The organism is Streptomyces sp. NPDC041122 (genome assembly GCF_055592445.1).
Genome location: NZ_JBVIYQ010000011.1, coordinates 167,642 through 179,546 on the forward strand (window position 1 = coordinate 167,642; position 11,905 = coordinate 179,546).

Genomic DNA, 11,905 nt, shown 5'->3' on the forward strand with positions numbered 1-11,905 from the left:
AAGGCCACGGCCAAGAAGACCGCGCCGGCCAAGAAGGCCACCGCCAAGAAGGCGCCCGCCAAGAAGTCGACGGCGCGCAAGACGACCGCCAAGAAGGCCACGGCCCGCAAGAAGTAGGGGCACGAGGGCACTCACGCGCCGGGCCGGACTCCCACGGGGGAGCCCGGCCCGCGTCGTGTGTCCCCGCCTTCCCGGCTGTCCCGGCTTTCCCGGCCGGTTCCGCCGGTCCTAGAACGTCTGCAGGGTCACCAGGGTGATGCGGCGCGCCTCGCCCTCGCCGTCGACCTCGATGCGCACGCGCTGGCCCGGCCGCAGCAGCCGCAGCCCGCCCGCGTCGAACGCGGGCGCCCCGAAGGGCACGGGGGTGCCGTCGTCGAGCAGCACGCTGCCGCTGCGGGTCTCGGAGTCGTACGTGTACGCGGTGGCCTGCATGGGGAGCAGCGTACTCAGTCCGCGATGAGCAGCCGGGCCGCGGCCGCCGCGGTGCGCGGCCCCACGCCGAGCGCGAAGGCGGCCCGCAGGTCCTCGCCGGTGTCCACGTCCTGCCGTACGGAATCGACTCCGGCGAGTCGGAGTTCCACCGCTCCGGACGCCGCGTGCCGGGCCCGTGAGGCCGTACCGAACGCGGGGCGCAATTCCGTTCCGGCCTTCGCGCACAGCAGCGTCGTGCCGATTCCCGCGGCATCCGGCATGAATGCGCGGGGAAATGCGGCGGCCTCGTCGAGGGCACGCGCCAATTCCGGCGGGCGCAGGGCCGGCAGATCGGCGTTCAGGGCCGCGACGGGAGCCTCGGGGCGTTCGGCGCGCACCAGGGCCGCGCCGTGGGCCAGAGCGGCGTTGAGGCCGCCACCGGGGGCGTCGGGGACGACGCGGGCGCCCAGCGCCACCAGCTCGCGGCGCGCGAGGGCGTCGTCCGTGACGACCGCCACATCCCGCACCGCCGGGCACGCGAGCACCGCGGCCACGGTGTCCTGCGCGAACGCCAGGGCCAGGCCGGGGCGCAGCCCCTCACCGGAGGCGGCGGCGAGCCTGCTCTTGGCGCGCGCCAGCGGTTTCAGGGGGATGACCAGGGTCCACTGCACGGGCGCTCCGTCCTTCGCGTCGCGCCCATTGTGACCTGCTGAGGGGCCGGGACGCGGGGGAGCGGGGAGGGGGTGGTGCGCGGGGTCCGCACACAGGAGCGGTGGCGGAAGTCGGGTGGGCGTACGGTGTTCTCGACAGACCGGCAGCCTGGGGCGACACTTGTGCGGCCGAACAGGCTCATGGAGGAAGGTGTCCGCGTGTCCCGCCGCAGAATCGGCTTCTGGTACCGCCTTGCGGCGGTGATTGCAAAACCGCCGCTGGTGGTTCTGTTCAAGCGGGACTGGCGAGGAATGGAGCACATTCCTGCTGATGGTGGATTCATCACCGCGGTCAATCACAACTCCCATATCGACCCGTTCTCGTACGCGCACTTCCAGTACAACACCGGACGAGTGCCGCGTTTCCTGGCAAAGGACGGCCTTTTCAAGGGCGGTTTCGTCGCCAAGGTCATGAAGGGCACGGGCCAGATCCCGGTCTACCGCGAGACCACGAACGCGCTCGACGCCTTCCGTGCCGCGGTCGACGCCATCGAGCGCGGCGAGTGCGTCGCCTTCTACCCCGAGGGCACCCTCACCAGGGACCCCGACATGTGGCCGATGACGGCCAAGTCCGGGGCCGCGCGGGTCGCCCTGAAGACCCAGTGCCCGGTGATCCCCGTCGCCCAGTGGGGCGCCAACCTCGCGCTCGCGCCGTACAGCAAGAAGCCCTCCTTCTTCCCGCGCAAGACCCTCCAGGTGAAGGCGGGCCCGCCCGTCGACCTGTCGCGCTTCTACGGCAAGGAGCCGACGGCCGAGGTGCTGCGCGAGGTGACCGAGGCCATCATGGCCGCGATCACCGAACTCCTGGAGGAGGTCCGGGGCGAGAAGGCCCCCGAGACGCCGTACGACCCCCGCAGGGCGCGGCGGGAACAGCGACGCAAGGCAGCCGCCCGCAGCGCCGCGCAGGGCACGGCAGAGAGCACCCCAGAGAGCACCCCGGAGGACAGCAAGTGACGAACCCCGTGAACTCGGCGGGCCGCGTGAAGGCCGCCGTCTTCGGAACGGGCTCCTGGGGTACGGCCTTCGGCATGGTGCTCGCCGACGCGGGCTGCGACGTCACCCTGTGGGGCCGCCGCGCCGAACTCGTCGACGCAGTCAACTCCACGCGGACCAACCCGGACTACCTCCCCGGCGTCGCGCTCCCCGAGAACCTGCGGGCGACCACCGACCCCGCGGAGGCCGCCGCGGACGCCGACTTCACGGTGCTCGCCGTGCCCTCGCAGACGCTGCGCGGGAACCTCGCCGCATGGGCGCCGCTGCTGACCCCGCGAACCGTGCTCGTCTCCCTCATGAAGGGCGTCGAACTGGGCTCCGCGATGCGGATGAGCGAAGTGATCGAGGACGTCACCAAGGTCGCCGCGGACCGCGTCGCCGTCGTCACCGGGCCCAACCTCGCCCGCGAGATCGCCGCACGGCAGCCCGCCGCCGCCGTGGTGGCCTGCCGGGACGAGGCCATCGCCCGGCGCCTTCAGACGGCCTGCCACACGCCGTACTTCCGCCCGTACACCAACACCGACGTGGTGGGCTGCGAGCTCGGCGGGGCGGTCAAGAACGTCATCGGCCTCGCCGTCGGCATCGCGGACGGCATGGGCCTCGGCGACAACGCCAAGGGCTCGCTCATCACCCGCGGCCTCGCCGAGACCACCCGGCTCGGGCTCGCCATGGGCGCCGACCCGCTGACGTTCTCCGGACTCGCGGGGCTGGGCGACCTGGTGGCGACCTGTTCGTCGCCGCTGTCGCGCAACCACACCTTCGGCACCAACCTCGGCAAGGGCATGACCCTGCAGGAGACCATCGCGGTCACCAAGCAGACCGCCGAGGGCGTCAAGTCCTGCCAGTCCGTGCTGGATCTGGCCCGCAGGCACGGCGTCGACATGCCGATCACGGAGACGGTCGTCGGCATCGTGCACGAGGGCACGCCCCCCGTGGTCGCCCTCAAGGACCTCATGTCGCGCAGCGCCAAGCCCGAACGCCGCTGACGCCAGGCCTGACTCCGCACGGGCCAGCGGGTACCCTCAACGCGATATGAGCAGCGAGAACCTCCCCCAGAGCCCTGAGCCGCGCCCCGAGCCGAGCTCTGGGCAGCCGCTCCGCAAGCCGCGCGTGGCCGTCGTGTTCGGCGGCCGCAGCTCGGAGCACGGCATCTCCGTCGTCACGGCCGGCGCCATCCTCGGCGCCATCGACCGCACCAAGTACGACGTCCTGCCGATCGGCATCACCACGGACGGCCGTTGGGCGCTGACGGCCGACGAGCCCGAGCGGATGGCCATCGCCGACCGCAGGATGCCGAACGTCACCGAACTCGCCGACTCCGTGGAGGGCGGCGTCGTCCTGCCGGTCGACCCCGGCAACCGCGAGGTCGTCTACAGCGAGCCGGGCTCCGTGCCCAAGGCGCTCGGCGAGGTCGACGTCGTCTTCCCGATGCTGCACGGCCCCTACGGAGAGGACGGCACCCTCCAGGGGCTGCTCGAACTCTCCGGAGTGCCCTATGTGGGCTCCGGTGTCCTCGCCTCGGCCGTCGGCCAGGACAAGGACTACATGAAGCGGGTGTTCGCCTCCTTCGGGCTGAACGTCGGCCCGTACCTGGTGATCCGCCCCCGCGAGTGGCGCCAGGACGAGGCGGGCGCGCGGCAGCGCATCGCCGACTTCGCCGGTGAGCACGGCTGGCCGCTGTTCATCAAGCCCGCGCGCGCGGGCTCCTCGATCGGCATCACGAAGGTCGACTCCTTCGACGGCCTGGACGAGGCGATCGCCGAGGCGCAGCGCCACGACCCCAAGATCCTCGTCGAGGCGCTGCTGCGCGGCCGCGAGATCGAGTGCGGCGTCCTGGAGTTCGAGGACGGCCCGCGGGCGAGCGTCCCGGCCGAGATCCCGCCGGTGCAGACGCACGACTACTACGACTTCGAGGCCAAGTACATCGACTCGACGCCCGGCATCGTGCCGGCGCCGCTGACGCCCGAGGAGACCGCCGAGATCCAGCGGCTCGCGGTCGAGGCGTTCGAGGCGGCGTCCTGCGAGGGCCTGGTGCGCGCGGACTTCTTCCTCACCGAGGACGGCCGGTTCGTGATCAACGAGATCAACACGATGCCGGGCTTCACGCCCATCTCGATGTACCCGCAGATGTGGGAGAAGAGCGGCGTCGGCTACGCGGAGCTGGTGGACCGGCTCATCCAGTCGGCCCTGAACCGCTCCACGGGGCTGCGCTAGCGCGGGCCCGGGAGGCTCTAGGCGATCCCAGTGGGGATCGTCCTCCTGACGGGGGCGGCGAAGTCCGTGAGCGGGCCGAGGCCGTCCCCGGCCCGCTCCTCGGGCAGCGTCACCTCCACGTAAGCGAGCCGTGCCCCGGTGGTGAAGGTGTAGGAGCCGTCGTCGCGCTTCTGCAGGAGCCAGGCGACGCCGTTCACCTTCACGCTGTTCTGCGCGGCGTAGTCGGGGTCGATCATCTCCGGGGGCCGCGGCACACCGCAGCGCAGTATGATCGCCGGGTCTCCCCACCCGGCGGTCAGGTCCGACGTCGGCGCCGGATCGGTGCGCTCCAGCCCGTCGACTTCCCGCGGAAGGTGTTCGTGCAGATCCCGGCAGAGTCCGGCGGTCTTCGCGTCCGGGGAAGGAACCGCCACCGACGCCCCGTCGTCCGTAGAGGAGCAGGCTGTCGTGATCAACAGCGCGAGAGCGGACGTTCCCATGAGGAGGCGGCGCCGGCGACGGGGGATGTTCACCGGGCCAGGGTAGACGGGGGCTACAAGTGCACGACCGGGCAGGTCAGGGTTCGGGTGATGCCGTCCACTTGCTGGACCCTGGCGACCACCATGCGGCCGAGTTCGTCCACCGTGTCCGCCTGGGCGCGCACGATGACATCGTAGGGTCCGGTCACGTCCTCGGCCTGGATCACTCCAGCGATCTTGCCGATCAGCTCGGCGACGGTCGACGCCTTGCCGACCTCTGTCTGGATCAGGATGTACGCCTGTACCACGGAACCTCCAGGGCGGCCACGAGGATCATGTGGGGAGAAGGGACGCCACGGTACCGCGTCGCCGCTCGTCGCGGGGAGACCCGGGGGACCTGTGGCGCGCACATCGTGGTGGACGAAAAAGAGAAGCGGACGGTCATATCGACCGTACCGACGACAGACACGGCTCGCGACCGGGGGCCGCGCAGCGCGAAAGGGCATGGTGAGACTCGGTGAAGGGATCCGTGGGCGAGTTGGGGGAGTTCGGGCTCATCAGGGAGCTCACCTCGCGGCTCACCTCCACTCCGGCCGTACGGCTCGGCCCGGGGGATGACGCCGCGGTCGTGTCCGCTCCGGACCGCAGGGTCGTGGCGAGCACCGACATCCTCCTGGAGGGGCGGCACTTCCGCCGCGACTGGTCCACCGCGTACGACGTGGGCCGCAAGGCCGCCGCGCAGAACCTCGCCGACATCGCGGCCATGGGCGCCGTGCCGACCGCGCTGCTGCTCGGCCTGGTCGTCCCCGCCGAACTCCCCGCGAGCTGGCCCACCGAGCTGATGGACGGCCTCAGGGACGAGTGCCAGGTCGCGGGCGCCGCCGTGGTCGGCGGTGACGTCGTACGGGGCGACACCATCACCGTCGCGATCACCGCCCTCGGCGATCTGCGCAACCACGAACCGGTCACCCGCGCGGGCGCCCAGCCCGGCGACGTCGTCGCCGTGACCGGCTGGCTCGGCTGGTCCGCCGCCGGACACGCGGTGCTCTCCCGCGGCTTCCGCTCGCCGCGCGCCTTCGTGGAGGCCCATCGCAGGCCCGAGCCGCCGTACCACGCGGGCCCCGCGGCGGCCGGCCTCGGCGCGACCTCCATGACGGACGTCAGCGACGGCCTGATCGCCGACCTCGGGCACATCGCCGAGTCCAGCAAGGTGCGCATCGACATCCGCTCGGGAGATGTCGACGTGCCCTCGCAGATGAACGACATCGGGCAGGCCGTCGGCGTCGACCCGCTGCAGTGGGTGCTCAACGGCGGCGAGGACCACGCGATCGTGGCGACGTTCCCGCCGGACGTGAAGCTGCCCGCCCGCTGGAAGGTCATCGGCGAGGTGCTCAACCCCTCGGCGCTGCCCCAGGTGACCGTGGACGGCGCCCCCTGGACCAGCAAGGGCTGGGACCACTTCGGGGACAACGGGGACGCGGAGTGAGCGCGCCGCCGCGGGTCCTGACCGTCGCCGGGTCCGACTCCGGCGGCGGCGCCGGCATCCAGGCCGACCTGAAGACGATGCTCGCCCTGGGGACGCACGGCATGAGCGTCGTCACCGCCGTGACCGCACAGAACTCCCAAGGCGTCCAGGGCTTCTGGGAGCTTCCGGCGGAGGCGGTGCGGGCGCAGTACCGCAGCGTCGTCGACGACATCGGCGTCCAGGCCGTGAAGACCGGCATGCTCGCCTCGGCGGAACTGGTCGAGACGGTCGCGGACTTGCTCGCGGGCACGGACGCGCCGACGGTCGTCGACCCCGTCGGCGTCTCCAAGCACGGCGACTCGCTGCTCGCGGCGTCCGCGCTGGACTCCCTGCGCACCCGGCTGCTGCCGGTCGCCACCGTCGCCACGCCCAACCTCGACGAGGTGGCCCAACTCACCGGCATCGAGGTCGAATCGGAGGACGGGCTGCGACGCGCGGCGGACGCCGTCCTCGCGTACGGCCCCCGGTGGGTGCTCATCAAGGGCGGCCATCTGCGCGGCGACGCCGTGGACCTGCTCACCGACGGCTCCGAGGAGCACGTGCTGCGCGCGCCGCGCCACGACAACCGCCACACGCACGGCACGGGCTGCACCCTCGCCAGCGCCGTCGCCGCGCAGCTCGCCAAGGGACAGGACGTCCCGGAGGCGGTGGCGGCCGCCAAGGAGTACGTCACCGGGGCGATCGCCGCCGGGTTCGCACTCGGCGCCGGGATCGGGCCCGTGGACCACGGGTGGCGGTTCGCTCAGCCGTAGTCCTTGAGCGTGAGGCCGCTCGCCGCCCGGTCCGTCAGCCTCTTGAAGAGGCCGGCCAGCGGGCGGGAGCCGAGCAGACGGTACGCCCGGTCACGGCTGCGGATCTTCCGCCCGGTCGGCGGGGCGAGGAAGGGGCCGACGCGGTCCGAGGACTTCTGGCAGTTCCTGGCGTAGGCGCGGATCTCCGCCTCGTACGCGGCGAACCCGGCCCGGTGGTCGCCGCCCGCGGCCGCGAGCTCGCCGGCCAGGACGTACGCGGACACCAGGGCGGTGCCGGTCCCGATGCCGCCCATCGTGGCGCCGTACCCGGCGTCGCCGAGCAGCGCCACACGGCCCTGTGAGAGCCGGTCGACGTGGATCTGCGCGATGGCGTCGAAGTACAGGTCCGCGGCGCTCTCCAGGCCCGCCAGGGCCGTGGCGGCATGCTTCCACGCCAGACCGGCGAAGCGCTCCGCGAGGATCTCCTTGCGCCGGGCGGTGCCGTGCCGGTGGTGGTCGTCGCGGTCGGAGCCGAAGACGAGGACGACGCCCGCCCTGGTGGGGTCGCCGCCGTAGTTGTTGATCATCATGCTGCGGCCGGGCTCGGTGTAGATGCGGGCGGTGCGGTCGAGGCCGAGGTAATTGGGGATGCCGAAGGCCGCCACGTAGTGGCCGAGGTGGCGCAGGTACCGCGACTCGTCGCCGAAGACCAGGCGGCGGGTGCGGGAGTGCAGTCCGTCGGCGCCGACGACGAGGTCGAAACGGCGGGGCGCGCCCTGCTCGAAGGTTACGTCGACGCCTTCGGAGTCCTCGGTCAGCGAGGCGACGGAGTCCGCGAAGACGTACTCCACGTCGGCGCGGGTGCGCTCGTACAGGATCCGGGAGAGGTCGCCGCGGAGGATCTCCACGTCGCCGCTCATGAAGAACGCGGGCAGGTCCACCCGGTCCCGGTCGTCGGCCGCGACCACCGTCTGGCGGCCCATGTGTGTCTGGCGCCGGTGCACCTCGTCCCAGATGCCGGTGCGGCGCAGCACGGTGCGGTGCGTCGCGCCCCGGAAGTCGACGGCGAAGCCGCCCTCGCGCAGGGCGGGCGCCTTCTCGACGACGGTGACGCGGGCTCCGTACCGGGCCAGCCACAGGGCGAGCGCGGGTCCCGCGACGCCGGCGCCGGAGACCAGGACGGCCAGGTGGGCGAGGGGGCGGTCCGGGGTGGTGGGCGCGGGCGCCGTGCGGGGTGTCGGGTGAGGCGCTGTGCTGCCCCTCATGCGATGTGCCGTGCTGTCCGGCATGCGTTCTGTCATGCCGGGAGCTTCGGGGCGGCCGCTTACCGTACGCCTACCGTTCGCTGACCGCCGCCGCCCGCAGGGTCCGCCCCTGCTCGTAGGCCTCTGCGTACGCCGCGGGGGAGAGCCGTGCGCGGGCCGCCTCCTCCACGGGTACGACGTCGGGGTCGCCGGCGATCAGGAGGCCGCGCAGTCCGTGGGCGGCGCCCAGGAGCCGGGCGGCCTCCTCCGGATCCGCGGCCACGGCCGACGACGCCAACGCCTCGGCCACCTCCGCCAGTTCACCGCTGTCCGACACACGGGCGCCGCCGCCCGATGCCCGTACGTCGGCGCCGAAGGCCGAACCGCGGGCCTGCTCGAACCGGTCGGCGGCTTCCCGCGCGCGGGACTCGGCGAGCGCGGCGCGGCCGAGGCCGATCAGGATCCGCACCCGCTCCGCGCGGCTGAACCAGTTGGCGGCGCACGCCTGAAGAGCCGCGTCGTAGTGCACGCGCGCGCGTGCCGTGTCACCGGAGAGCCGGGCCACGTCGCCGAGCCCGCGCCGCGCGGTCGCCACCTTGTCGGGGATGCCGACGGCACGCGCGAGGGAGGCGGAGCGCGTGTAGTGGGCCGCCGCCGCCTCCAGGTCACCCCCGTGCAGCAGGACCGTGGCGCGCCGGTGCAGCAGGTCCGCGGTCTCCTCGGGCGCCGCCAACTCCCGTACGTGGACGAGACCTTCGTCGAGCAGCTCCAGGGCCCGCGCCCGGTCGCCCCGCCAGTCGGCGAACATGCCGAGCGGATCCAGGCAGTTGGCCATGCCCCAGCGGTCACCCGTCGTCCGGAAACCGGCGAGGGCACGCGCGAAGGCCGCCTCGGCCGCGTCCGCGCGGCCCGCGAACAGCTCCTGGAACCCGAGCCCGAGGTCCAGGAGGGCCGTCCCCCACGGGTCCGCGCCGACCTGGGCCCGCATCTGGTCCCGCATGGCCCGCGCGGGACCGCCGGCGATGGACCAGAGCACTACCAGGACGGGCAGCCGCAGCGGCCGTACGAGCGTGCCGAGCAGGCCGTCCGCGCGGGCGACGCGGGCGGGTTCGGCCGGGTCGGCGCCGTCCCCCGCGACGGTGTTGATCAGGCAGAGCAGGTACTCCTCGAAGAGGCCGTCCGGCGGTTCGGGGCCCACCGCCGCCAGCAACTCGACGGCGAGCGCGGTCCGCTCCCCGTACCGCCCGCGCAGCCGCCAGAACCAGGAGAGCGCGGCCATCAGGCGCAGCCCGTCGTGCGGTGCCGCGCGGGTCAGATGGCGCAGCGCGGCGTCCTGGTTCGGCTGCTCGGTGTTGAGCCGGGCCAGCCAGGGCAGCTGCCCGCCGCCGCGCAGCCGCGGCTCGGCCCGCTCGGCCAGGCGCAGGAAGTACGCGGCGTGCGCGTCCCGCAGCCGGTCCTCCTCGCCCGCGTCGGCGAGCTGGCGGGCGCAGTACGCGTGGATGGTCCGCAGCATGGCGTAGCGTCCCTCGACCACGTCGAGGAACGACTTCTCCGTGAGGGAGGCGAGCAGGTCCTCCGGGCGCCGGACCCCGCAGACCGCCTCGACGGCGTCGGAGGTGGCCCCTCCGGAGAAGACGGTCAGCCGCCGGGCGAGCTCCCGCTCCTCGGCGTCGAGCAGCTCCCAGCTCCACTCCACGACCGCGTGCAGCGTGCGGTGCCGGGGCGCCTTGGTGCGGTCCCCGCGCGAGAGCAGCCGGAAACGGTCGCCGATGCGGGCCGCGAGCTCGTCCAGGGTGAGGGTGCGCAGCCGGGCGGCGGCCAGCTCGATGGCGAGCGGCAACCCGTCGAGCGCCGCGCAGATCTCCTCGGTCAGCCGCCGGGCGTGCGCGTCCCGAGGGAGCGCCCGGTCGGGCCGTACGGCGGCCGCCCGGTCCGCGAAGAGCCGGGCGGCGGGCCCGGCGGCCAGCGGCGGCACCGGCCACAGCACCTCACCGGTGATCCCGAGCCCTTCCCGGCCGGTGGCGAGGACCCGCACCCGCGGGCAGGCGGCGAGCAGCAGCCCGGTGACCTGGGCGGCGTCGTCCACGAGGTGCTCGCAGTTGTCCAGGACGAGCAGCAGCTCCCGGTCGCGCAGCGCGGACAGCAGCCGCTCCGTGGCGTCGACGCCGTGCGGGTGGAAGCCGTCGCGCACGCCCAGGGCGGCGAGGACCGCGTGCGCCACCCGGGAGCCGTCGGCGAGCGGCGCCAGCTCCACGAAGCAGACGTCCAACAGCGGCCGGGCCACCTCGACGGCGAACCGCGTCTTGCCCGCGCCGCCGGGACCCGTGAGCGTGACCAGGCGCTCCTCGGACAGCAGCGCGCCGATCCGCGCGAGCGCCCCCTCACGCCCGACGAACCGCGTCAGCTGCGCGGGCACACCCCGCTGCCTGGCCGGTTCGCGGCCCCTCAGCAGCTCCAGGTGGAGCGCGGCGAGCTCCGGGGAGGGATCGGTGCCGAGCGCGTCCGCGAGGGCGTGCCGCGCCTCCTCGTACGCGGTGAGCGCCTCCGCGGGCCGCCCGCCCGCGTGCAGCGCCCGCATCAGCTGCCCGTGGAGCCGCTCGCTGAGCGGATGCCGGGCGAGCAGCCCGCGCACCTCCGGCACCAGCTCGGCGCCGCCGCCCAGCGCCAGCTCCGCCTCGACGCGGTCCTGCACGGCCGCGAGGCGCAGCTCGTCGAGGCGGACGAGGAGGGGCCCGGCCTCCGGCAGATCCACGAGAGCGGGCCCGCGCCACAGCCCGAGCGCCTCCCGCAGCAGAGCGGCGGCCCGCGCGGGGTCCCCGGCGTCCAGCGCCTCGCGTCCCGCGCGGGCCAGGCGCTCGAAGCGGTGCAGGTCCACGGCGCCGGGGGAGACGGCGAGGCGGTAGCCGCCGGGCGCGGCCTCGATGGCGAGGCCGAGCCGCCGCCGCAGCCGGGAGATCTGGGACTGCAGCGCGTTCGCGGCGCCGGCGGGCGGCTCGTCGCCGTAGAGCCCGTCGGTCAGCCGCCGTACGGAGACGGCGCGGCCCGCGTCCAGGAGCAGCAGGGTGAGGAGCGCGCGGGGGCGCGGCCCGCCCGGGTCCAGCGGGGTGCCGTCCGGGGCGCGGACGTCGAGCGGGCCGAGGATGCCGAAGCGCATCCGTCAGATTCTGGCAGCACGGCGGCCGGGGCCCGGTCCGCGCGTACGGGCAGACGAAAGAGCCGGCCCCCCTAGGGGGACCGGCTCTTTCAGCAACCAGCTAGGTGGCCGCGCTGACGTCAGCGCGAGACCTTGCCGGCCTTGATGCACGAGGTGCAGGCGTTGAGGCGCTTCGGCGTCCCGCTCACCACGGCACGCACACGCTGGATGTTCGGGTTCCAGCGACGGGGCGTACGGCGGTGCGAGTGCGAGATGTTGTTGCCGAAGCCCGGCCCCTTGCCGCAGACGTCGCAGTTGGCAGCCACGGGTCACTCCAAAGACTTCAGATGCACTTACGGTTAATCCCGGCATGCCGGGATCAGTGCAATGATCGGAGTGGCGTTGCCAGGAGGAATGGCCCGATGTGTATCGGGCAACCGGAGCAGCATACAACGACTGCTTCGATAGAACGAAACTACCACGGAC

At 73.4% G+C, this 11,905-nt stretch carries 12 protein-coding genes; 5 read left to right on the top strand and 7 right to left on the bottom strand.

Annotated elements, in window-relative coordinates; translation table 11 throughout:
* Positions 1-228: 228 nt before the first annotated feature.
* A complete protein-coding gene (locus ACZ6B8_RS33810; protein WP_358709463.1) occupies positions 229-432 on the bottom strand; it encodes a hypothetical protein in 204 nt (67 codons plus the stop codon).
* Positions 433-446: 14 nt separating this feature from the next.
* On the bottom strand, positions 447-1,082 hold the full coding sequence (gene cofC, locus ACZ6B8_RS33815) for a 2-phospho-L-lactate guanylyltransferase (protein ID WP_471609651.1): 636 nt from the start codon (positions 1,080-1,082) through the stop codon (positions 447-449).
* A 198-nt stretch (positions 1,083-1,280) separates the two neighbouring features.
* Here cofC and ACZ6B8_RS33820 point away from each other — a divergent pair, with 198 nt between their 5' ends.
* The 3 genes from ACZ6B8_RS33820 (at position 1,281) to ACZ6B8_RS33830 (ending at position 4,328) form a co-directional block, all read left to right on the top strand.
* Positions 1,281-2,075 (top strand): lysophospholipid acyltransferase family protein, encoded by a 795-nt coding sequence (locus ACZ6B8_RS33820; RefSeq protein ID WP_471086442.1) that lies wholly within the window; start codon positions 1,281-1,283, stop codon positions 2,073-2,075.
* Between the two features lie 74 nt (positions 2,076-2,149).
* Positions 2,150-3,100 carry an NAD(P)H-dependent glycerol-3-phosphate dehydrogenase gene (locus ACZ6B8_RS33825; protein WP_471609719.1) on the top strand — a complete coding sequence of 317 codons (951 nt, stop codon included), beginning with the start codon at positions 2,150-2,152 and terminating at the stop codon, positions 3,098-3,100.
* A gap of 46 nt (positions 3,101-3,146) precedes the next feature.
* Positions 3,147-4,328, top strand: coding sequence for a D-alanine--D-alanine ligase family protein (locus ACZ6B8_RS33830; protein WP_471609652.1), 1,182 nt, complete (start codon positions 3,147-3,149; stop codon positions 4,326-4,328).
* Between the two features lie 17 nt (positions 4,329-4,345).
* Here ACZ6B8_RS33830 and ACZ6B8_RS33835 read toward each other — a convergent pair whose 3' ends face one another.
* Together ACZ6B8_RS33835 and ACZ6B8_RS33840 are read right to left on the bottom strand one after the other, a co-directional pair.
* Complete coding sequence (locus ACZ6B8_RS33835) at positions 4,346-4,840, bottom strand: DUF3515 domain-containing protein (RefSeq protein ID WP_471609653.1); 495 nt, start codon at positions 4,838-4,840, stop codon at positions 4,346-4,348.
* Positions 4,841-4,860: 20 nt separating this feature from the next.
* Positions 4,861-5,094: an Lrp/AsnC ligand binding domain-containing protein gene (locus ACZ6B8_RS33840; protein WP_356388917.1), complete on the bottom strand. Its 234-nt coding sequence runs from the start codon at positions 5,092-5,094 to the stop codon at positions 4,861-4,863.
* Positions 5,095-5,303: 209 nt separating this feature from the next.
* Here ACZ6B8_RS33840 and ACZ6B8_RS33845 point away from each other — a divergent pair, with 209 nt between their 5' ends.
* On the top strand, positions 5,304-6,272 hold the full coding sequence (locus tag ACZ6B8_RS33845) for a thiamine-phosphate kinase (RefSeq protein WP_355811650.1): 969 nt from the start codon (positions 5,304-5,306) through the stop codon (positions 6,270-6,272).
* A complete protein-coding gene (gene thiD, locus ACZ6B8_RS33850) occupies positions 6,269-7,063 on the top strand; it encodes a bifunctional hydroxymethylpyrimidine kinase/phosphomethylpyrimidine kinase (RefSeq protein WP_471086452.1) in 795 nt (264 codons plus the stop codon). Before ACZ6B8_RS33845 ends, thiD begins: the two co-directional genes overlap by 4 nt.
* Here the strand turns inward: thiD and ACZ6B8_RS33855 are convergent.
* The 3 genes from ACZ6B8_RS33855 to rpmB all read right to left on the bottom strand — a co-directional run bounded on the left by ACZ6B8_RS33855 (position 7,054) and on the right by rpmB (position 11,745).
* Complete coding sequence (locus tag ACZ6B8_RS33855; protein ID WP_471609654.1) at positions 7,054-8,307, bottom strand: FAD-dependent monooxygenase; 1,254 nt, start codon at positions 8,305-8,307, stop codon at positions 7,054-7,056. The genes thiD and ACZ6B8_RS33855 overlap by 10 nt on opposite strands.
* Before the next feature lie 70 nt (positions 8,308-8,377).
* Complete coding sequence (locus ACZ6B8_RS33860) at positions 8,378-11,440, bottom strand: AfsR/SARP family transcriptional regulator (protein ID WP_471609655.1); 3,063 nt, start codon at positions 11,438-11,440, stop codon at positions 8,378-8,380.
* A 119-nt stretch (positions 11,441-11,559) separates the two neighbouring features.
* Positions 11,560-11,745 carry a 50S ribosomal protein L28 gene (gene rpmB / locus ACZ6B8_RS33865; RefSeq protein WP_016642993.1) on the bottom strand — a complete coding sequence of 62 codons (186 nt, stop codon included), beginning with the start codon at positions 11,743-11,745 and terminating at the stop codon, positions 11,560-11,562.
* Positions 11,746-11,905 lie beyond the last annotated feature (160 nt).

What these genes read in the sequence shown, in the direction of transcription:
- ACZ6B8_RS33860 (WP_471609655.1), bottom strand. Translation starts at nt 11,440, where the DNA reads ATGCGCTTCGGCATCCTCGGCCCGCTCGACGTCCGCGCCCCGGACGGC.
- ACZ6B8_RS33825 (WP_471609719.1), top strand. Translation starts at nt 2,150, where the DNA reads ATGGTGCTCGCCGACGCGGGCTGCGACGTCACCCTGTGGGGCCGCCGC.
- ACZ6B8_RS33855 (WP_471609654.1), bottom strand. Translation starts at nt 8,307, where the DNA reads ATGAGGGGCAGCACAGCGCCTCACCCGACACCCCGCACGGCGCCCGCG.
- ACZ6B8_RS33830 (WP_471609652.1), top strand. Translation starts at nt 3,147, where the DNA reads ATGAGCAGCGAGAACCTCCCCCAGAGCCCTGAGCCGCGCCCCGAGCCG.
- ACZ6B8_RS33810 (WP_358709463.1), bottom strand. Translation starts at nt 432, where the DNA reads ATGCAGGCCACCGCGTACACGTACGACTCCGAGACCCGCAGCGGCAGC.